The following is a 22066-nucleotide window of genomic DNA, read 5'->3' as shown; positions in this document are numbered from 1 at the left end:
TCCACGTGCTGATTGGCCGTCACAGCTCAATCTCTTCCATTTCACTGTCGTCATCCTGCACCACTGGAGGTGCGAACTGCTCCAGCACTGCCTGTGTGGTTTCTTGCACGCGCTTGATGCCCCCCACCATCGAGTACACCAACTGGTGATGCGGGCTTAACTGGAACAGGCGCGCCAGCATCTCGTCATCGATGGAGCCGACACCACACAGCCCCAGCTGCAAGTCTGCCGCTGCCATGGTCAGCAGTTGCGACATGGCCCCAGCTTCAATCCGGCAGAAGTCCATGCTCATCTCGCCATACAGGGGCTGAATCGCCGCCAGATCCGCGATCAGGAACAAGGAGAATGCAGCGGACTCAAACATGGGCCGGTTGACGAAGTAATCGTAGGCATCCGCCAGATTGATGATCTCCGGGCTGGTGCGTACCAGACGATGCTGCACCGGGTCGTAGCAATAAGCTCCCCCTTCGACGCCGTCAACCCGCCCTGGCTTGATGAACAAATAGGTCTGCACCGGGTACAAACCACCTGCCGAGGCGTAGAGGTATTTGGGGTAACCATTGCGCTCGCGCCGCGCCAGCCAGCGCAGCATGCCAAACAGCTTGGCCACTGGCAGCACGTCTTCGCTGAACTGTCGCACCGAGCGGAGTTGGTCAAATTGCTGCTCAAACCAGGCATCATCAGCCTGATCCCCCCGCACTTCAGCCACGCCAGTGGCAAAGCGACGGCGCCCCGGTTCGCGCGCCTTGAACGCCTGGCGGGCATCCGGGTCCTCAATGGTCTCGAGCGTCGCCGATGGCTCGCTCGAAACCATTGGTGCGGAGACCACCGGCTGGGGCTGATGCTCACGGTACAGGGCCAACAGGTCATTCAGGGTCGGGCTGGCCATGAACTGTGCCAGCTTCGGCCGGAAGCCCAGCTCAGCATGCAGGGCATTGCTGATGCGCACGATGTCGATCGAACTGGCACCCAGATTGAGCAGGTTGGCCTCCAGCGGGATGTTGTCCCGTTGCAGGGTTTTCCCCACCACGCGGATCAGCTGCAACAAGGCGGGATCATCCGGCAGGCTGATCACCACCGCCTCTTCATGCTGTTCTGCTGGCTCCGGCAGCTGGCCTTTATCCACCTTGCCATTACTGGAGAGCGGCATGCGCTCCAGGAAGGTAAAGCTGGTGGGAACCATGTACGCAGGCAATTTGCCTTGCAGGAAACTGCGCAGTGCGGCAGCGTTCTGCTCTGCCGCCGCCGTCACCACATAAGCTGCCAGACGCTTCTCGCCCCGCGCCGTCGTCACCACCTTGACTGCCGCCGAGAAGACCGAGGTATGCGACTCCAGCACGGTCTCAATCTCACCCAGCTCGACACGATAGCCCTGAATCTTGACCTGCCCATCTTCACGGCCAAGAAACTCGATATTGCCATCTGGCAAATAACGTCCCAGGTCACCGGTACGATACAGCCGCAGGCCACTGCGCTCATGGGTGAAGAAGCTCTTGCTGGTCCGTTCGCTATCGCGCCAGTAGCCCTGTGCCAAGCCGATGCCGCCGATATACAGCTGCCCGGTAACCCAGGTGGGGCAATGCTCCAGCTGGCTATTGAGCACATAGAAGGCCTGGTTATCCAGCGCCTTGCCATACGGCACACTGCGCCAGCCCGGCTGCACCGCTTCAATCGGGTAACCGATGGACCAGATCGAGGCCTCGGTGGCACCACCCAGGCTATGCAAAACGGCCTCAGGGCAACATGCCTTGAAACGTGGTGGCAGGTTGAGTGGAATCCAGTCACCAGACAGCATGGCCAGCCGCAAGCACGCAGGCAACCGCTGCTGCTGGCTCTCGGCATACTCCACCATCATGCCCAGCAAGGCGGGCACCGAGTTCCAGATGCTGACTTGATGTGCCAGTAACAACGCCTGCCAGTGTTCAGGATCACGGGCACGCTCGTGTTCCAGAATCACCACCGCCGCCCCCACAGCCAGCGAACCGAAGATGTCGTACACCGACAGGTCAAAGCTGAGTGAGGAAATCGCAAGCACACGATCCTGTGCCGTGACTGCGAAGCGTTGATTGATGTCGATCAGGGTATTCACTGCCCCCCGATGGTCAATCATCACACCCTTCGGCAAACCGGTAGAGCCCGAGGTGTAGATGACATAGGCCAGATCGGTCTGCCGGGTCTGGATCGCGGGTAGCGCAGCGCCAGGACGAGCGTCGTACACCTGATCCACCACCATGCGCTGCAGCCCCTCAGGCAATGCAGTCTGCACACGGCTCTGGGTGAGTACGATCCGCACCTCCGCCTGCTGCAGGATATGCTCGATTCGCTCCTGCGGCAGCGCTGGGTCCAACGGCAGGTAGGCGCCGCCCGCATACTGGATGGCCAGCGTGGCCACCACTTGCTCCCAGCCGCGCTCCATCAGCACGGCAACCAGCTGATTGGGGCCTATCCCTTGCGCTTGCAAGGTGGCACCCATGCGCCGCGCAGCGGCCTGCAGTTCGCCATAGCGCAACTGTCGCTCTGGCGCCAGCACGGCGACGTTGTCGGGGGTCAGGCTGGCCTGACGGTCAAACAACTGGTGCATCAGCAAATCATGATCTGGCGTCAGGACCAGCTCACCGGCAGGCACAGCTGCACGCGGCAGCAAGCGCTCACTGCTGCAAGTCCAGGTTTCGGCCTGAACCAAACGCTCCAGCAAGTCACCATAGCACTGGAACACCTCAGCCATCATGTCCGGCGGGAACAGGGCGTCAATACTGTCCCAGTTGTAATGCAGCTGTCCGTCGTACTCGGCCAGCGTATGGTCCAGCCACACCTGTGGCGTCTGCGTGATGCTGAACACGGGCTCGGCATCCAGCAGGTCGTACAGGCCCCTGTCTTCCTCACCGGTTGGCACAAACTCGGTCAGGGTACTGTTGAACACGATCGGCATGGCCGATTGTTGCACCCCCAGCTGACGTGCGCGCTCGCGCAGCACCTGCACACCGCTGATGGCGGAATGATCCATGTCCTGCCATAGCTGCTCCTGCAGCTGACGCGCCAGCTCGGCAAAAGTCTGGTTGGCTTCCAGACGGACCTCCAGCAACACAACCGAGGTGAAGTCACCAATCACACCGTTGATATCCGGATGCAAGGGCAAGCGGTTGAACAAGGGCAGGGTCAGGCTGAAACGGGGCTGGCGGCACCACAAACCCAACACTCGTGCAAACGCGGCCAGTAGCATGATGGACGAGGTGACGGAGTGTGCACGCGCCTGGGCTTGCAGCGCGCTCCAGTGCGCCGGGCTCAGGATACGATCACGACGGGTAAACTGCGGCTTCTCGATCGATTCTGGTTGACACACCAGTGGCAGATCGGGCGCCGGAGCCAGTTCCGCAATTCGTTTATGCCAGTAGGCCAGTGCCCGTTGCCATGCTGCCCCCTGACGCAGTGCATGCTCCGCCACCACATAATCCCGGAACGTAATGCCTACAGCTGGCAGCGAGGCGTCCGGATCAGCGTATAGCTGCATCAGTTCGCGGCCCACAATTTGCCCGCTGGCCGCATCGACAATCAGCGCATCCATGCTGTTGTGCAGATGTGCCACGCCATCATCCAGCACGCTGATGCCGTATTCAAACAAGGGCCACTGGCTGGCATCCATCACTTGATGAGACATCCGCTCGCGCAACAGCTGCAAGCGCTGTTCCACCTCTTCCGGAGGCAGGCCGCGCAGGTCCTGACGGGTCAGCTGATATACCGGCACAGAGGCCAGCGCACACTGGGTGCCATCAGGCCGGAAGACCGTACGCAGCATGTCATGCCGGGCAATCAGGCGGTTAAGCGCCAGGGCAAAGCGCGCTTCATCCAGCCCGTGAACCCGCATCTCACCATAGCCGTGTGCGGCGACACCGCCCAGCCCCATGCTTTCCTCTCGTCCGACCCAGTAAGCCTGCTGGATGTCGGTCATCGGGAAAGGCTCGTAGCGTGCTTGGGCATCATGCGTGATGACGGGATAGGTCACAGCAGGGTCTTCTCCCGCCTCTTCCGCCATGGCCTGAGCCAAATCTGCCAGTACCGGATGTTTGAACAGCGTACGCAAACGCAGGCCAGCCTGCATGCGTTGATTGATCTGGTGCACCAGCCGGGTGGCCAGCAAGGAATGACCACCTAACGCAAAGAAATTATCCAGTGCGCCCACTTGCGGCACGTTCAAAATCTCGGCCCAGATCAAGGCCAATTGCCGTTCCACCCCATTGCGTGGGGCTACATACTGCTGTTGGGTGCGCTGCTGGTCTGGCAGGGGCAGTGCGGCACGATCCAGCTTGCCGTTCTGGGTCAAGGGCAAAGCCGGCAGCCTCACCCAGCGACTCGGGATCATGTGCTCAGGCAATACGCGTTTCAGCGCTGCCTGCAAGGACTCGAGCTCCACCTCACCCGTGACATACGCAACCAGTACACGCTCGCCATCCTGCCCAACCTTGACTGCCGCGGCAGCTTCACCCACGCCAGGCTGAGCCAGCAGTTGCTGCTCGATCTCCCCCAGCTCAATGCGGAAACCGCGCAGCTTGACCTGCTGGTCGGCCCGGCCAATGTATTCCAGCTGACCATCGCGGTTCCAGCGCGCCAGATCACCGCTGCGATACATGCGCTCGCCCTGGGGCTGGAATGGGTCGGCCAGGAAACGCTCCGCGGTCAGGGCGTCCTGATGGAGATAGCCTTTGGCTACCGCCACACCTGCCAGATACAGCTCGCCCACGACCCCTGCTGGTACGGGTTGCAGCTGTGCATCCAGAACATAAGTCCGTACGTTGTCGATGGGGCGTCCAATCGGCGGGAACGCAGGCCAGCTTGCCATGCAGGTGACATCAAGGGCGAACTGGGTCACCACATGCGTTTCGGTCGGACCATACTGGTTGTACAAGCAGCGGCTGCCCATTTCCTGCAGCAGAAGCTTGAGATCTTCCGTCACCTGCAGGGCCTCGCCTGCCGTAATGATGTCGCAGCCTGAACCCTTTGCGCAGGGCCCGGAGCGCAAACTGGCCATTTGCTGCAGCACGGCGGCAGGCAGGTAGGCCCGCTGAACCTGCTGCTCAGCAATGAAGGCTTGCAACTGCCCCAAATCCTTGCGTTGCTCTTCAGACAGCATGACCAGCGTGCCACCCGTCGTGAGCGTGCTCCAGATTTCCTGGAACGACACATCAAAGCTGATTGAAGCAAACTGCAAGGTGCGCACAGCCGCAGGCCCCTGCAAGGCTTCACGTTGCCATTGCAGCAGATTGCTCAGGGTGCGCTGAGTCTGCCCCACCCCTTTGGGCCGCCCGGTAGAGCCGGAGGTATACAGAATGTAGATCAGTTGCTCGGCGGCGACCTCGGCACTCGCCCCTTGCGGCAACGCATCCTGATGGACCTCGTCAGCAGGCAGCAGTACAGGCACACCCACGTCCGCAAACCGCGATTGCAGTTCCGGCTGAGTCAACACCAGGCAGGGCTTGCTGTCTGCCAGCATGTAGGCGAGCCGTTCCTGCGGGTAGGCCGGGTCCAGCGGCAAACATGCGCCGCCGGCCTTCAGAATGGCCAGCATGGACACGATCACCTCCGGCGAGCGATACATGCACAGCCCCACCGGCACATTCGCCCGCACCCCGGCGGCCAGCAGACGGTTTGCCAGCAGGCTGGCCTGCTGCTCCAGCGCCCGGTAGCTCAACTGCTGATCTTGCCAGGTCAGCGCAATCGCATCCGGCGTCGCCATGGCCTGCCGCTCAAACAGGCGGTGCACCGGCACGAAAGGCCGAGGCCGTTCAGTCTGGTTCCAGCGCTGCAGTATCGCCTGTTGTACCGCAGCGGGCATGAGTGGCAAGGTTTCGACCGATTGCTGGTCATCGCGCACCATTTCAGCCAGCACCTGCGTCAAACCCTCCAGCAATTGCTGCACGGTCTCGGCATCAAACAACGCGGTCGCATATTCCAACCCGCCGCGGATCACCCCATCCTGCTCCCCCAGTGCCAGATTGAGGTCAAACTTGGCAATGTGGTGTGGCATCTCCAGTGACTTCACCTCCAGCCCCGGTAAAGCAAGCTCGCCATCATCGGTATTCTGCCAGGCAAACAGCACCTGGAAGACTGGGCTATAAGACAGGCTTCGGGTCGGGTTCAGCCGCTCCACCAGCTGCTCGAACGGGAAATCCTGATGATCCTGCGCGCCAACGGCCACCTCACGAACATGGGCCAGCAGGTCTTGCACGGTCGTCTCGCCGTCATACCGGATACGCAAGGCCACGGTATTGACGAAGAAACCTATCAGCGCTTCCAGCGCTTGCTGGCGGCGGTTGGCCACTGGCGAACCGATCACGACATCACGCTGCCCCGCATGACGCGACAGCAACAAGGACCAGGCTGCCAGCAGGACCATATACACCGTGCAGCCATGGCGCTGCGCCAGCAGCTTGATGCTGCGGGTCAGTGTCGGGTCAATGTCATAGGGCAAGACAGCACCGGCATATTGCTGTTCCAGCGGGCGCTTGTAATCCGTCGGTAAGGTCAACAGCGCCGGAGCATCCTGCAACTGTTGCTGCCAGTATTGCCATTGTGGCTCCAGCCCATGCTGTGACATCCACTGACGTTGCCAACCGGCGTAATCCACATACTGCACCGCCAGCGGAGGCAGGCCATGTGGCGCTCCCTCGATGCAGGCACGGTACAGCGTGCTGAGTTCATGGTTGAACACGCCCATCGACCAGCCGTCGGAGACGATATGGTGCATGTTGACCAGCAGGGCATGGCGCTCACCCGCCAGCTGCAGCAAGGTCACCCGCAGCAAGGGGCCCTGTTGCAAATCGAAGCTGCGTGAAAACACCTCATCCATACTGAGTTGCAGGGCTTGCTGTACATCAGCAGCACCGCGCAGATCCTGCATCTCCAGCGTGAATCCCGCTACCTCGTCGGAAACCTGCTGGAATACCTCACCCTCCCGAGACTGGAAAGTGGTCCGCAGAGCTTCATGCCGTGCAACGATGGTCTGCAACGCCTTCTGCAAGGCGGCAGCATCCAGTTTCCCATTCAGCTGCAGCGCCATGGGCATGTGGTACGCCTGGCTGGCCTGCTCCATCTGTGCCAGAAACCACAAGCGTTGCTGCGCGTACGATGGCGGCATCAAGGCTTGACGCTCTACCGGCAACAACTCGGGTACAGACTGGCGACCAGCCTGCATCACCTGCGCTGTAAACTCAGCCAGTACCGGATGCTTGAACAGTAGCGCAGGCTTGACCTCCAGCTGCCACTGTTGCTGCATGCGGGTCAGCAAGCGCATGGCCAATAGCGAGTGCCCACCCAGCGCAAAGAAGTGGTCGTGCCGACCAATCTGCGGTCGTCCCAGCACTTCAGCCCAGAGTGCAGCCATGCGCTGCTCATCGTCACCACGGGGCAACTCAAGTTCGAGGGCAGCAGGCGCATCCCATTGTGGTTGTGGCAATGCGGCGCGGTCGAGCTTGCCGTTACTCGTCAGTGGCAGCTGGGCCAGGTGTACATAGGCGGCCGGAACCATATAGTCCGGCAGCTCGGCTTGCAGGTGCTGTCGCAAGGCGGCGGCATCCTGCTCCGGGCCGGTGTAGTACGCCACCAGGCGCTTGTCGCCCGGGATGTCTTCCCGCGCCCACACTACCCCGTCCTGAATCCCCGGGTATTGCCGCAGGCGGCTTTCGATTTCGCCCAGCTCGATACGGAAGCCCCGGATCTTGACCTGGAAGTCGTTCCGGCCCAGGTAGTTCAGGCTGCCGTCTGTCTGGTAGCTGGCCAGGTCTCCACTCTTGTACAGGCGGTCTCCAGCGACAAACGGGCTGTCGATGAAGCGCTCGGCATTGAGCTCAGGCCGGTTGAGGTAGCCTCGGGCAACCCCGGCACCACCGATATACAGCTCACCCACCACCCCTACCGGAACCGGTTGGCGGTAGGCGTCCAGCACGTACAGTCGGGTATTGTCGAACGGCTTACCCACCGGTAGCGTTCCATCCGGCAAGTCCGTTGCGTCCTGAATCAGCAGTCGGCTGCTGTCAATCGCTGCCTCGGTAACCCCGAACGCGTTGACCAGTTGCATCCCGACAGGAGCGACTTGGCAAACCGCACGCGCCAGCAGGCCATCCCAGGCATCTGAACCGCAAATCAAGGTTTCCAGCGGGGCCAGTGTCAGCTTCCTGCCGGACAGATATTGAACCAGCGATGAGAGCACCGCAGGTACAAAGTCAGCAAAACCCACCTGATGGGTCTGCATCAATTGATACAGCGCGGCAGGCTCGAGCAAGGCAGCCTTGGGACAAATCACCAGTCGCCCACCAAAACACAAGGCACGCAAGATGTCTGCCGTGCAGACATCGAATGCAAAGCTGGCCATCTGCAGGACACCCAAGCCTTGGCGCAGCGGATAGCAGCCCGCCCAGGCATCGACAATCGACCGCACATTGCGGTGCTCAATCATCACCCCCTTCGGCTTGCCCGTCGATCCCGAGGTGTAAATGATGTACGCCAGATTCCGCCCACTCAGCCCTTCTACCTCCTCATTACGGTCGTCTCCGGCGTCCTCTTCTCCCAACTGCTCCAGCCACAGCACCGGGCTGCCACCCTGCCCTGCACCTTGCAGCGCGGCGGCCGCCGCCGCGTGGCTGACCACCACCACCGGCTCGCTGTCTTGCAGCATGTGGCTGAGCCGTTCTGCCGGGTACGCCGGGTCGAGCGGGACGTAGGCGCCTCCCGCCTTGAGGGTGGCCAGTACGGCGACCACCATGTCCAGCGAGCGTTCCAGACACAGGGCGACGCGTTGGTCAGGCCCGACGCCGTGGGCGCGCAGTTGGCGGGCCAGCCGGTTGGCGCGGCGGTTGAGCTCGCGGTAGCTGAGGTGTTGGTGCTGGTATTCAACGGCAATGGCGTCGGGCTGGGCTTGTGCCTGGGCTTCGAAGCGGTGCTGGATCAGGCCTTGCGGTTCGCTGATCTGTGCCGGGTTCCAGTGGTAGAGCTGACGCTCTCGGCTCTCGGGACTGAGCAGGTCAAGTGCGGGTAACGGGGTGGTGCTGTGTCGTTCGAGCTGTTCGACCAGTTGTTGCAGGGCCTGCTGCATCAGGCTGGTGAGTTCGACCGGGTCGAGTCCCTGGCTGCTTTGGGCGGTGATGTGTAGTTGCTCTCCCAGGTCGTCGATATCGATGACGCAGGGGTAGTTGACGCTTTCACCGCTGGCGATGATCTGGTGTGTCCGTTCCCAGTCGGGGGCGGCCAGGTTTTCAGCGAGTACCGTGCGGTTTCGGTAATTGAGCAAGGCGGTGAACAGCGGTGCGCGCGGCGGCAGTGCGCTGCTGCGCTGAGCCAGCGAGAGGGGGGCATGCTCGTGCTGGAGCAGTTCGAGTAGCTGGCTTTGGGCGTGGCGTACCCCGGCTACCGCATCCAGCCCATCCAGCTTGAGCCGGATCGGCAGGGTGTTGATGAAGGGGCCAAGGATACGGTCCGCCCCTTCCAGGTTTTGCAGGCGACCAAACAGGACGGTGCCGAAGACGATGTCGCTTTGGCCAGTGGTCTTGGCCAGCAGCATGCCATAGGCCAGATGACAGAGGCTGGCGGTGCTGACGCCGTGCTCACGGGCAACCTGGCGTAGCCGTTGGGTCAAGCCGTCCGGCAGGGGTTGCTGGTGTTCGCGTGAGGTGCTGCCATCGCCCTGGATGTCGAGGACGCCGAAGGGGGCAGTGGGTTCACTGAAGTCCCCCAGTTGCTGGCGGAACCAGGCTTCGTCACCTTGCGGGTCGCTGTGGTGCTGGATGTGGGCAATGAAGTTGCGGTACGGCAACGGTTGCTCCAGCTGGGCCTGGTGCCCATGCAGGCAGGCTTCGATCTCGGCGTGGAATTGCTTGATCGAGGTGTTGTCGTCGATGATGTGGTGGAACACCACCATCAGCAGCCAGCGTTGATGCACCGGGTCCGGGCTGAGCCACAGGCGGAACAGCGGCGCTTGCCCGAGGTCGATGCGCATGCGGGCTTGTTCGAAGCACTGTTGCATTTGTCCGGCAATGTCGCCGTCTTCCGGGGACAGCTGCAGCACGTCCAGCGGCAGCTGTGCCTGACGCCAGACGATCTGCACCGGTTGCGGCAGACCTTCCCACATGACGGCAGTGCGCAGGATGTCGTGGCGGTTGATGACCGTCTGCATGGCGTCAACATAGGCGCGCGCGCTGTGCTCGCTGTCAAAGGCGTAGTTGACCCAGACCAGATAGGGGTCGCCCTGTTCGGCGATCATGTGGTGGAACAGGATGCCTTCCTGCAGCGGGGAGAGCGGGTAGATGTCCTGTACATTGGCCGCACCGCCCGGTACGACGGCAACGATACGGTCGATGTCTTCCTGCTGCAGGTTCACCAGCGGTAACAGGTCTGGTGTGATGTGTGTGCAGTCGGCCGGGATGCGGTTGCCCGGGATTTGCCAGCGTGCGGCAGCCGGTTGCAGGGCGGCGGCCAGTCCGGCTAGGTCCGGGGTGCCAAACAGGGCGCGCATGTCGCCATTCAAACCCTGGCGACGCATGTGCTCCAGTACACGGACAGCCAACAGTGAGTGGCCACCCAGCGCAAAGAAGTTGTCATGGCGGCTGATGCGGTCGACGCTGAGGGCTTCGGCCCAGATGGCAGCCAGCTTCGTTTCAGTCTCGCCTTGCGGGGCGCTGTATTGCCGTTGTCCGTAGGCGTCGCCTTCCGGTTTGGGCAGGGCTTTATGGTCGAGCTTGCCGTTGCTGGTCAGCGGCAGCTGGGCCAGGTGTACATAGGCGGCCGGAACCATATAGTCCGGCAGCTCGGCTTGCAGGTGCTGTCGCAAGGCGGCGGCATCCTGTTCCGGGCCGGTGTAGTAGGCCACCAGACGCTTGTCGCCCGGGATGTCTTCCCGCGCCCACACTACCCCGTCCTGAATCCCCGGGTATTGCCGCAGGCGGCTTTCGATTTCGCCCAGTTCGATACGGAAGCCCCGGATCTTGACCTGGAAGTCGTTCCGGCCCAGATAGTTCAGGCTGCCGTCTGTCTGGTAGCTGGCCAGATCGCCACTCTTGTACAGGCGGTCACCCGCTACAAACGGGCTGTTGATGAAGCGCTCGGCATTGAGCTCAGGCCGGTTGAGGTAGCCTCGGGCAACCCCGGCGCCACCGATGTACAGCTCGCCCACCACCCCTACCGGGACCGGCTGGCGATAAGCATCCAGCACGTAGCAGCGCAAGTCACCCAGCCCGCGCCCGACCGGGCTGGTCTGGCCGTGTTCGGCATCTGCTGCGGTGAGCGGGCGGTAGGTGGCGTGTACGGTAATCTCGGTGATGCCGTACATGTTGACCAGTTGGGTGCGGGCATTGCGTGGGTCACGATACCAGGGCTGCAGGCTGCTCAGTTCCAGTGCTTCGCCACCAAAGATGACGTGGCGCAGCTGGTGTGTCTGGCTGCTGTGCTGTTGCGCGGCAATCAGGCCGCGGAAGGCACTGGGCGTCTGGTTGAGAACCGTCACGCCACGCTCGCTCAGCAACTGGTAGAAGTCTCCCGGCTGACGGGCGGTTTCCTGCGGCACCACCACCAGACGGCCACCGTAGAACAGTGCTCCCCAGATCTCCCACACCGAGAAGTCAAAGGCAAAGGAGTGGAACAGGGTCCAGACATCCTGCGCGCTGAACTGGTAGTCTGCCTGGGTGATGTCGAACAGACGCAGCACGTTGCGGTGCTCAATCATCACCCCCTTCGGCTTGCCCGTCGATCCCGAGGTGTAAATGATGTACGCCAGATTCCGCCCACTCAGCCCTTCTACCTCCTCATTACGGTCGTCTCCGGCGTCCTCTTCTCCCAACTGCTCCAGCCACAGCACCGGGCTGCCACCCTGCCCTGCACCTTGCAGCGCGGCGGCCGCCGCCGCGTGGCTGACCACCACCACCGGCTCGCTGTCTTGCAGCATGTGGCTGAGCCGTTCTGCCGGGTACGCCGGGTCGAGCGGGACGTAGGCGCCTCCCGCCTTGAGGGTGGCCAGTACGGCGACCACCATGTCCAGCGAGCGTTCCAGACACAGGGCGACGCGTTGGTCAGGCCCGACGCCGTGGGCGCGCAGTTGGCGGGCCAGCCGGTTGGCGCGGCGGTTGAGCTCGCGGTAGCTGAGGTGTTGGTGCTGGTATTCAACGGCAATGGCGTCGGGCTGGGCTTGTGCCTGGGCTTCGAAGCGGTGCTGGATCAGGCCTTGCGGTTCGCTGATCTGTGCCGGGTTCCAGTGGTAGAGCTGACGCTCTCGGCTCTCGGGACTCAGTAATTGCAGCTGCCATAGTGCCTGAGCCGGATTTGCGACCATCTGCTTCAGCATGGACTGGAACATGCCCAGATGCTCGTGAATGCTGTGCTCCGTAAACAGGGCGGTTGCATACTCCATGCCACCGACAATGCAGCCACCCTCTTCCCCTAGGGACAGGGTCAGGTCAAACTTGGATACGGCATGCGGTAATGTCACCGTCTGGCTGTGAAGTCCTTGCAGGGCAAGCAGTTCATTCTCATTGTTCTGCCAGGCAAACATCACCTGAAAGACCGGTGTATGCGCGAGATTGCGTGGCGGGTTCAGCGCCTCCACCACCTGTTCGAAAGGCAGGTCCTGATGGTCTTGCGCCTCCAGCGCCACGCTGCGGACTTGTTGCAGATACTGCTCGATGCTGGACTCCGGCCCCGGCCGCAACCGTACCGCCAGGGTGTTTACGAAAAAGCCCATCAGACCTTCAAGCTCGGTACGGCGACGATTAGCCACTGGCGTACCAATCACCACATCCTGCTGACCAGCCAGCCGAGCCAACAGCAGCGACCATGCGGCCATCAGTACCATGAAGACGGTTGTGCCCGTACGCTGAGCCAATTCGCGGATGGACTGGCTAAGCCCCTCATCCAGCTTCAGGTGCTGCAAACCGCCTAAGAACTCTTGAACGGCAGGCCTGGCATGGTCAGTAGGCAACGGCAGCAATACCGGTGCCTCGTGCAGTTGCTGCTGCCAGAACGCGCGTTGACGACGGAACATCTCGCTGGTGGACTGGTTTCTCTGCCAACCCGCGTAATCCGCATACTGGATGGCCAAAGGCGTCAGCGTTGGCGCTTGCCCATGTAGCAGGGCCTCATAGCCTGCTGCCAGCTCCCGACCCAACACCCCCAGCGACCATCCATCTGTAATGATGTGGTGCAAGGTGAGCAGCAGCACATGCTCTTCTTCTGCCAGCCGGAACAGCTGCGCTCGCAGCAAGGGGCCTTGCATCAGCTCGAATGGCTCACTCAGCGCTTGCTGCAGTGCTTCTGGCAAGTGCGCCTCTGCAGAAACCGGGATGACTTGCAACAGCGGTTGCGGATAACGCACATCAAAACACTGATAGAGCTGACCTTCTGACACCTGAAAGCGTGTACGCAAGGACTCATGGCGTTGGATCACATGGTGCAGCGCCTGCTGTAATGCGTGGACACTCAGTTGCCCCTGCAGGCGCACCGCAAAGGGCATGTGGTAGGCCTGCTGGCTACCTTCCAGCTGGGTCGAGAGCCAGACCCGCTGTTGCGCGTAGGATGCCAATAGCGGTGCCCGACGATCCACAACGTCAATCGACTGCCCTCGGCGCAATGCGCGCAATTGCTCAATGGACAGGCTTTGGCGGATCGAAGGTGTAACCATAGCTGCAGCACTCCTGCACGAAGTCAGAACCGGATTCGGGAATTGCGGGTATCAAGCGAAGCCTGTCGCATCGGACCAGTGGGTGCAGCACATCAGCCTTGCCGGGCAGCATGGCTGAACCTTGCATCACCGCACAGGCCGCGGTCGATTCAACAGGTCAAAGGGGATCTACAGGGTTCGCCCCACCCAGCCGCAAAAGGGCTTGGGAGCGGGTACGTCGGGAAGGTATCAAAACACGGTATTGGGTTGCATGATCGGGGCAATCACGCACGGCATCCAAGCTGGGGGTACCAATCAACATCTGTGCAATCCTCTTGTTCCCAGGAACGGCCGCGACCTGCATTGGGTACGGCTTTTTTGAGTGTCTCGGACATGATATTTGTCCAAGTAAAATTTTAGGGCCACTATACAGCTGAAATTGAGCTTTGAAAAGGGAAACTCAAGCCTGCTGGTGGTAAGCCAGCACCACCTCCTCACACTGCACATCCGCATCTTTGCTGATGCTCTCCGATACCGGCGATGTAGCCGCTGGAAACATGTCTTGCGCCTGCCAGAAATGCCGCATGACCTGATCAACACCATGCGGGCATACTGTTCTCAGGTTGGGGTCAAAGAACATGCCTTTGAAGGGATGGCTGGTAATGATTTCATACGAGGGAAAGTAATCCACATGCTCATGCGTATCAGCCAGCTCGCCCGCAACCGCACGCAACACAGATTTGGACTGCGTGGTCGCACACAACACATGCTTGCCACTTGCCGTCGCGGTCAGAGGCACCGGAGATACGGTCAAGAGTAGGCGAAGTGCGGGATTATGGATCTTCAGCAGCTGTAATAGCTGTTGCATGTCCTGCAGGATCTCTGCAAACCGGTAGTTATGAAATTCGTGAAGCTGTGCATCAAACCTACCATGCAAAGTACCTGGACACATTGGATAAACGTAGCCGTGCTGACGATGACGCCAGGCTTCTGTCAGCCCCAGGGTAAACACCAGCAGGGTCGCTTGCTGCACGCCATCACGTATGGCCTGAAGCGTGGTCTCACGCCCTTGCTGCAGCATGGACTGTGAGGCGTAGCCATCAGGAAGAATGGCCGGGCGGAATGGGTCATACCAGCGACCCTGCTCCTCCCAGGCCTCTTCCGGCATGGGCGCTTCGCCAAATGCCCAGCGCAGCCATTGCAGAAAACCGCCGACGGTATACAGGTTGCCGGTGCGAAACGAGAAGACACCATAGTGGTTGGCGGCATGCTCGGAGCGCGGCAGCCAAGCCGGTGCGGGCTCGGTATCCAGCCAGGAGATCCCCGCGCTGACCATGGCGCGGCTAATGTGCTGCGCAAAACATGAGCCCGCAGTCAAGATCCGGTCATCTCGGGTGAGCGGGAAACGGGGCTGCCATAAGCCAGAGATTGAAAACGCATCCCGCTCCGCAACGGCTGTGCGCCAGAATGCAACTGGGGGTAAAGCCTGGTAAGGGTTCACTACCGCGCTCCACAATTTTTGGCGATACTAAAATGCGCGGCCGGGTCATAGCAAATGAATTTTTACTCACTCCGTCATGCCTGCTGCCCCACATGGTATCTAGCAAGGCCCCGCGCACGTCTGTGTCAGCTGGACCCGACAGCCACCTGCACAGGTTGACAGGCCAGCACCTTATTCAAATCTGCAGCGGCCAGGGCGACCAGGAAGCCGCGCTTGCCACCGTTGATCCAGATGCGATCCAGCGCCAGGATACTGCTCTCCACATAGACGGGCAGTGGCTTGCGGGTACCGAAGGGAGAGGTGCCGCCGACCAGATAGCCGGTGTGCTTGTTGGCCACCTCCGGATCACAAGGTGTAATGCGCTTGCAGCCCAGGGTGCGCGCCAGCGCTTGCGCGGAGATTTCCCGGTCACCATGCATCAGCACGATCAGCGGCTGGCGCGCTTCATTTTCCATCACGATGGTCTTGATCACCGCATGATGGGGTGCACCCAATGCCTCGCTGCTATGCCGGGTGCCGCCCTTCTCCACGTACTCATACAGGCAAGGCTCAAACGCGACATCTGCCGCGCGCAAAGCGCGTACCGCCGTAGTGACCGGGTATTTATCCTGACTCATGCGCCCTCTTGCCAGGCAGACAGATAGGCTTGCCACTGCTCACCGGGCAAACGCTGCAGATGCTCACGTACCAGTGCCATTTCCTGCTGGCAGGCATCGCGACTGAGCACACCGCGCATTTGCTGGAAACGCTGGAAAACCAGATAGGTGTTGACCACGTCTGTTTCGCAATAGCCACGGATTTCTGTAATACGCCCCTGTTGCCAGGCCTCCCAGACCTTGCTGCCATCCATGCCCAGTTTGCCGGGGAAGCCGCACAGTTTGGCGAGGTCATCCAGCGGCGCATAGGCCCGGCTTTGATACAGCGCCAGCAGGTCCATCAGGTCAATGTGCCGCAAATGGTAACGGCTGATGTAGTTGTTCCACTTGAACTCACGATCATCATCGCCCAGATCCCAGTAACGGGGAGCCGCCAGACCATGTCGCAAGCTGCGGTAGTGCAGCACCGGCAGGTCAAAACCGCCGCCATTCCACGACACCAGTTGCGGGGTGTAGCGCTCGACCCCATCAAAGAAACGCTGGATCAGGGAGGCCTCGGGCTCATCCGGCTCGCCCAGTGACCATACCTTGAATCCGGCGTCTGAACGCAAGACACAGGAGATGGCGACCACCCGCTGCAGGTAATGCGGCAGAAAGTCATTGCCGTGCGATTCCCGCCGCGCTTGACGGGCCAGCTCCACCACCGCCTCATCACTCACACTATCCGGGTGGCCATGCAGGCGCCGCAAGCCTTCGGCATCCGGGATGGTTTCAATATCGAATACCAGAATCGGGACCATGTTCTGTCCTCTCAGTTCACACGGTTGGTGAGGAAAACACCGGCGATGGTCAAGCTGCCGCCCAGCACTGTGGCCAGACTCAGCTGCTCGCCCAACAACAGCACCGACAACAGTACACCGAACACCGGCACCAGATTGGTGAAGATGATGGTGCGCTGCGGCCCGACTGCCTTGATGCCTTCGGCATACCAGAGGAAGGATAACACAGTGCCAGGCACCGCCAGATAAGCCAGCAACGCCCACTCCCGCCAACCGATGTTGACCAAGTGTCCGATCAAGCCATCCTGCAAGGCAAAAGGCAACAGCAGCACAAAGCCCAGCATGCCGGACAGGGTGGTATTGGCCAGTGGGCTCAGGCCCGTCATGGCCCGGCGGCTGATCAGGGTATACACCACCCAGGATAGCGACGCCATCAGCATCACCAGCTCTCCCCACCCGACCGCGCCCTGGGTGAAGCTGGACAGATGACCTTGTGACACCACCCAGAGTGTACCCAATAGCGAGAGGGATACCCCCAGCAACCGCATAGGAGAGAGCCACTTGCGGTAAAGCACCGCTTCGACCAGTGCGGTGAGGATCGGATTCAAGGCCACCAGCAGCGCCGCCCGGCTGGCGGGAATCAGTCCCAGGCCTTTGAAGAAAAAGAAGTTATAGGCAAAGATACCGGTCAGCGCGAGCCCCAGTATCGTCAACCATTGCTTGCGATTGACCTTGGGCCAACCCTCCGTGCTCAGCAAAATGCCCAGCAGCACCAGCGCAGCCAGCAGGAAGCGGCCTGTTGCGGCCACCATCGGCGGCAGCCCGCGCATCACGGCATGCCCGGCAATGAAGGAACCGCCCCAGAACAGCGTCGTCAACACCAGTTTCAGATAAACGCGGAACACAAGCACTCCAGCCGGGCCAAAATCATGGCGCTATTGTACCCGGCCCTCCCCGACACACCCGGACGAATTCAGCCAAACTGGCTCCAGGCGTGCCAGGCTTCGACAGAAAGCTGCCGGTCAATCCGAAGTTGCTGCATGAACGCGACATCATGCGACACCACGAGCAGGCTGGCAGGCCATGCCTGCAATACACTGAGCAAGTGGCGTTTCAGTGTCCAGTCCAGATTATTGCTGGGCTCATCCAGCAGCAATAGGCGGGGTGGCCTGGCCGCCAGACAGGCCAGTGCCAGGCGAGCACGCTCTCCACCTGACAGCCTCTCTACAGTGCAGTGAACCTGCGCCTCATGCCGGAACAGAAAATCACTGAGATGACGACGCAATTGCTGCATGGACCACCCGGGGGCACGGTCCTGCAAACACGCCAGTACGGTAAGCGAAGGCTGCAGGTCCGCGTAGTGCTGGTCCAGATACGCCACCTCGGCAGGTGGGGGCAAAAGCCAGTCGCCCTCACGGTGCAAGGAGGCGTCGCCCTGCAAGGCACGCAGCAAGGTGGACTTGCCGCTGCCATTCGCCCCGGTTAACCAGAGACGCTCATTTGCCTCCAGCTGCAGTTGTATACCTGTCAGCACCGGCGCAGCGGGGGTATATCCCAGTACACCTGCAGCAATCTGCAACACATGGCGGTTTCCCCGCCCGGCCGCAGGCAGCTGAAAGGAAGGCTGAATCTCCTCAAAGCGCGGCAAGGCGGCTCGCTGCGCCAATAGCGCCTCCCGCTTGTCCCGCAAGCCAGCCTGACGTTGTCCGGCCGTGGTATTGCTCCGCCCCAGCTTGGCTGGCGACTTGATGGTGGCCCAGCGTCGTTCCTCGATCTGCTTGTTGCCGTGCTGTCTGGCCTTGCTGGCCCGCTGCTGTTCCCGCATCAATTGTTGGTGTGCCTGTTGCTGCTCAAGCGCAATGGCATCCAGTGCTGCTTGCACCCGCTCTCGCTCGGCAGCCTGATGTTGCAGCCAGTCTTCCAGCTCCCCATGGAAGACCTGCAACTGCCCATCCTGCAAGCAGTACAGGGTATCGCACAAGCCGCGCAGCAGCTCAGCATCATGGCTTACCAGCAGTAAAGTCCCACCAAAGGCTTGCAACATGCGCTTCAAGGCTTTGCGAGCCGCCGGGTCCAGGTGGTTGCTGGGTTCATCCAGCAGCAGGACATCGGGCTGCGTCTGCAAGGCATCACTCAGCCGCTGTTGCATGGTTTGACCGCCACTGAGCCCAGGCGCAGCCAGGGTTACTTGTGGCAAGTAGCCGATTTGCAGATGTGTCTGACGATGCAGTTGCCCTGCAGATGGCGAGAGCGCACCGCACAGCAACTGCAGAAAGGAAGATTTGCCGCTACCGTTGTCCCCCACCAGCGCAATACGCTGCCCGACGACAATATGCAGGTCTACCGAATGGAAACAAACCCGATGCGGGTACTCAAGGCCAACGCCTTGCAGATGAAATAAGGACATGTATCGCTGCTCGACAATGATGGGGCACAGGGGTCGGTTTTCGCGCCCTGAAGCGGGCGCATCACGCAGCGATGTACATGAAGAAGGTGTCCTTGAGAAAGTGCGCCGATCTTAGGTGGCCTGTGCCGGGCCGTCAAGCCATGAGGTGAGATCAGATTCACTTCATGGCGTGTCATGCCTCATTGTGCGCCAAGCAACAAGGCGGGTAATTGCTTTTGCTGCGCCAGAACCGACAGATCATCAAAACCTCCAACATGCAGGTCTTCAATGAAAATCTGCGGTACGGTACGGCGGCCAGTACGGGTCTGCATCTGGCTGCGCAGCGCATCATCCGCCTCAATGTTGATCTTGGTAATCTGCGCCACGCCGTGGCGCTTGAGCAGCTGCTCAGCCTGCACACAGTAGGGGCAGGTGGAGGTGTGATACATGGTAACGGTCTTCATGGTGCATTCCTTTTGATAAGTGACAAGGCCCTTGCCTTACCTGGAACACACTATGACATCAATCAAAAATCGCAGGAATACCCATAAAAATTAAATGATAATTTCAAAAAATGAAACAATACATAAGACCTACAGCAGCACAGCCCAGCGCTCAACCAAGTGGTCTAACAAGGAGCCATCCGAACCTGTCCAGCCCATGTGCTGTGAGCCTTCATCGTCGACAACCGCGAGCATGCTCGCACCCGAAAGCACCCACCGATAGCCAGCCTTGCAGGCTGGGCACCGGGTAAAGTCCCCCACCTGCGCCGTCCGGTCCCGTACCAGAACCGGACCACAGGCATCACAGTGTGCCAAAGGGATACCATCGTCACAGAATCCTACCACGCCGGAAAAACGCCCCGCCCGCCCCAGTTCGAGAAACAGCCCCCCAAGGTGCGCATCAAATTGCTGGCCCAGCCCGGCCTCGATGACATCCAGCGCACGCTCGACTGGCATCCCTGCCCGATACGGGCGGCAGCTGGTCATGGCATCAAAGGCATCACAGACGGCAACCAGCCGGGCATCCAGAGGAATGTTGTCCCCCGTCAGGCCCAACGGATAGCCTTTACCATCAGGCCGTTCATGATGGTGGTGCACCACACTCAAAACCAGGGATGCCAAGGGATGTGGCTGCAGCAGGCGTAGCCCGATTTCAGCATGCTGCTGGATGGTCAAATATTCATCTCCCGTCAGCCTGCCCTGCTTACATAACGTCCCGTCTGGCACCCCCACTTTACCCAGGTCATGAAGGAAAGCCGCCAGGGCGATCCGCTGTACTTCTTTAGGCGGGAAACCCACCGCTTCGGCCAGAAGCTCAGCCAGATGAGCGACACGCCATAGGTGCCCACCCGTGTAGGGGTCCCGAGCCTCCACCATCCATGCCAGCAGTAACAAGCTGCGCAGCAAACCGGTATTTACCGGCCCCTCGCTCACCCGGGCTAAAGCAGCACGCTCCATCGCTCCTCCAGATGATCCATCAGCAGCGCATCCTCCGCTTGGGTAACGCCATTGCTGCGATGGCTGCCATCTGGCGTAGCCATCAGACCTGTGGCGGTTTGTTGCCAACGATAACCGGCCTGACAAGCCGGACACCAGCTATGGTCACCAGACTGGGTGCTGCGATAACGCTGCAATACCGGGCCACAATCCACACAGTGCGCCAGCGGGATGCCTTCATCACTGTAGCCAACAATATCGGCAAAGCGCCCCTGTCGGCCCAGTGCCACAAACAGTGCGCCCAGCTCGGCATCGAACTGCTGACCCAGCGCGCCTTCAATAATCGCCAGGGCACGCTCCACCGGCATGCCTTGCCGGTAAGGCCGGTGGCTGGTCATGGCGTCAAATGCATCACAAATACCGACCAAGCGCGCATCGAGCGGGATATTTTGCCCGCTCAGTCCCATCGGGTAGCCCTTGCCATCCGGCATTTCATGATGGTGATAAACCACGCTCAAGGCCAGGCTGGCCAAGGGGTGAGGTTGCAGCAAGCGCAAACCGATATCCGGGTGCTGCTTGATGGCAAGGTATTCTTCATCATCCAGCTTGCCGGGTTTGCGCAGGATGGCATCCGGTACGCCGATCTTGCCCATATCGTGCAGGAAGGCAGCCAGCGCAATGCGCTGAACCTCTCGTTCAGGCAGGCCAGCAGCTTCGGCCAGCACTTCTGACAGGCGAGCCACCCGCCAAAGGTGGCCACCGGTATAGGGGTCGCGAGCCTCCACCATCCACGCCATCAATAGCAGACTGCGCAACAAACCGGAGGGTGTTGGCCTGTGTTGGGTATCACTCATAAGCGGTATCACTGATTGGTTGAGGCCATTCGCTCCAGGGCTTCCAGCACCAGGGCGCCACTGGTTTCCATACGCTGCACCGCATCCAGCATGGCGGCTGTTTCGCCCGCTTGATGGTGGGTAATGGCAGCAAGGACATGTTGATGCAATTGTTGGTGCGGGTTATCCATGTCTCGATAGGCTGGCATGTGGGCATACTGTTTGCCCTCACCATGGTAGTACCATTGCCCGAGTCGGCACTGGAAGTGGTCGACAAAGTCGTCCGCCCCCTCCTGACTCAAGCCAAACAGGATGCGATACACCCGCAGCTTGAACAGTAAATGATCAATCTTGGCCACTTCACAAAATCCGCGCAGTGATGATCGCAGGGTGGATTGCTGGGCCGTGGTCGCCAGTGTCAGCAGCTCGTCCATGCTCTGAGCCGCTTGGCTACCATTCTGGCTAAAGGTGCCGGACTGACTGGCCAGCGTTTCCATTTGCTGACGACTGCTGCTGCTGTCATCCCGAATACCCGCCACCAGGGTGGAGATTTCCACCGTCGCCTGCGTGGTGCGCTCCGCCAGTTTGCGTACTTCGTCCGCCACCACAGCAAAGCCGCGCCCGGTCTCCCCGGCTCGTGCGGCCTCGATCGCCGCATTCAGGGCCAGCAGGTTGGTCTGGTCGGCCACTTCCTTGATCATCTGCACGATGCCGCCAATCTGCTGTGCGCGCGCATCCAGCTCGGCGACCTGACTGGCCGCGACAGAGGAATCCCGCGCCAGCGAGCCCAGCTGACTGGCAATGTCACGGATGCTGGCGGTACAGCGTTGGGTCACATCCGAAATTTCGCAGGCACGGTCACGCTCTTCGCGCATCCCCTGCGCCAACTGCCCCATGCTGCC

The 22066-nt window shown here is 60.7% G+C and carries 10 protein-coding genes and 1 pseudogene; all 11 read right to left on the bottom strand.

Going from position 1 to position 22066, the window contains the following annotated elements; translation table 11 throughout:
- Positions 1 to 19: 19 nt before the first annotated feature.
- Positions 20 to 13651 carry an amino acid adenylation domain-containing protein gene (locus ACE3O2_RS07945; protein WP_374336347.1) on the bottom strand — a complete coding sequence of 4544 codons (13632 nt, stop codon included), beginning with the start codon at positions 13649 to 13651 and terminating at the stop codon, positions 20 to 22.
- 439 nt (positions 13652 to 14090) lie between these two features.
- Entirely contained in the window at positions 14091 to 15008 is a 918-nt protein-coding gene (locus ACE3O2_RS07940; protein WP_374336345.1) for a GSCFA domain-containing protein, read from the bottom strand.
- A gap of 248 nt (positions 15009 to 15256) precedes the next feature.
- On the bottom strand, positions 15257 to 15748 hold the full coding sequence (locus tag ACE3O2_RS07935; RefSeq protein ID WP_374336343.1) for an aminoacyl-tRNA deacylase: 492 nt from the start codon (positions 15746 to 15748) through the stop codon (positions 15257 to 15259).
- Positions 15745 to 16527: a 3'-5' exonuclease gene (locus tag ACE3O2_RS07930; protein WP_374336341.1), complete on the bottom strand. Its 783-nt coding sequence runs from the start codon at positions 16525 to 16527 to the stop codon at positions 15745 to 15747. The genes ACE3O2_RS07935 and ACE3O2_RS07930 overlap by 4 nt, the downstream gene beginning before the upstream one ends.
- Positions 16528 to 16538: 11 nt before the next feature.
- Positions 16539 to 17411 (bottom strand): DMT family transporter, encoded by an 873-nt coding sequence (locus ACE3O2_RS07925; RefSeq protein WP_374336339.1) that lies wholly within the window; start codon positions 17409 to 17411, stop codon positions 16539 to 16541.
- 68 nt (positions 17412 to 17479) lie between these two features.
- On the bottom strand, positions 17480 to 18913 hold the full coding sequence (locus tag ACE3O2_RS07920) for an ATP-binding cassette domain-containing protein (protein ID WP_374336337.1): 1434 nt from the start codon (positions 18911 to 18913) through the stop codon (positions 17480 to 17482).
- Between the two features lie 179 nt (positions 18914 to 19092).
- The gene (gene grxC / locus ACE3O2_RS07915; RefSeq protein WP_168875446.1) at positions 19093 to 19356 is read right to left on the bottom strand and encodes a glutaredoxin 3; all 264 of its coding nucleotides are present in this window, start codon (positions 19354 to 19356) and stop codon (positions 19093 to 19095) included.
- 129 nt (positions 19357 to 19485) lie between these two features.
- Positions 19486 to 20352, bottom strand: coding sequence for an HD-GYP domain-containing protein (locus ACE3O2_RS07910; RefSeq protein WP_374336335.1), 867 nt, complete (start codon positions 20350 to 20352; stop codon positions 19486 to 19488).
- Positions 20334 to 21185 (bottom strand): HD-GYP domain-containing protein, encoded by an 852-nt coding sequence (locus ACE3O2_RS07905; RefSeq protein ID WP_374336333.1) that lies wholly within the window; start codon positions 21183 to 21185, stop codon positions 20334 to 20336. The genes ACE3O2_RS07910 and ACE3O2_RS07905 overlap by 19 nt, the downstream gene beginning before the upstream one ends.
- An 8-nt stretch (positions 21186 to 21193) precedes the next feature.
- On the bottom strand, positions 21194 to 21598 hold the full coding sequence (locus ACE3O2_RS07900; RefSeq protein ID WP_374336684.1) for a CZB domain-containing protein: 405 nt from the start codon (positions 21596 to 21598) through the stop codon (positions 21194 to 21196).
- A gap of 36 nt (positions 21599 to 21634) precedes the next feature.
- Positions 21635 to 21862: pseudogene (locus ACE3O2_RS07895) on the bottom strand (methyl-accepting chemotaxis protein); the annotation flags it as partial.
- Positions 21863 to 22066: the final 204 nt, after the last annotated feature.

The sequence above is a fragment of the Leeia sp. genome (assembly GCF_041909055.1).
GTDB classification, from domain to species: Bacteria; Pseudomonadota; Gammaproteobacteria; order Burkholderiales; family Leeiaceae; genus Leeia; species Leeia aquatica.
This window is presented reverse-complemented; position numbering and strand designations above follow the sequence as displayed.

Coding starts and splice junctions, on each gene's coding strand:
- ACE3O2_RS07945 (WP_374336347.1), bottom strand. CDS start 13,651: ATGGTTACACCTTCGATCCGCCAAAGCCTGTCCATTGAGCAATTGCGC.
- ACE3O2_RS07935 (WP_374336343.1), bottom strand. CDS start 15,748: ATGAGTCAGGATAAATACCCGGTCACTACGGCGGTACGCGCTTTGCGC.
- ACE3O2_RS07930 (WP_374336341.1), bottom strand. CDS start 16,527: ATGGTCCCGATTCTGGTATTCGATATTGAAACCATCCCGGATGCCGAA.
- ACE3O2_RS07920 (WP_374336337.1), bottom strand. CDS start 18,913: ATGTCCTTATTTCATCTGCAAGGCGTTGGCCTTGAGTACCCGCATCGG.
- grxC (WP_168875446.1), bottom strand. CDS start 19,356: ATGAAGACCGTTACCATGTATCACACCTCCACCTGCCCCTACTGTGTG.
- ACE3O2_RS07910 (WP_374336335.1), bottom strand. CDS start 20,352: ATGGAGCGTGCTGCTTTAGCCCGGGTGAGCGAGGGGCCGGTAAATACC.
- ACE3O2_RS07905 (WP_374336333.1), bottom strand. CDS start 21,185: ATGAGTGATACCCAACACAGGCCAACACCCTCCGGTTTGTTGCGCAGT.
- ACE3O2_RS07900 (WP_374336684.1), bottom strand. CDS start 21,598: ATGGACGAGCTGCTGACACTGGCGACCACGGCCCAGCAATCCACCCTG.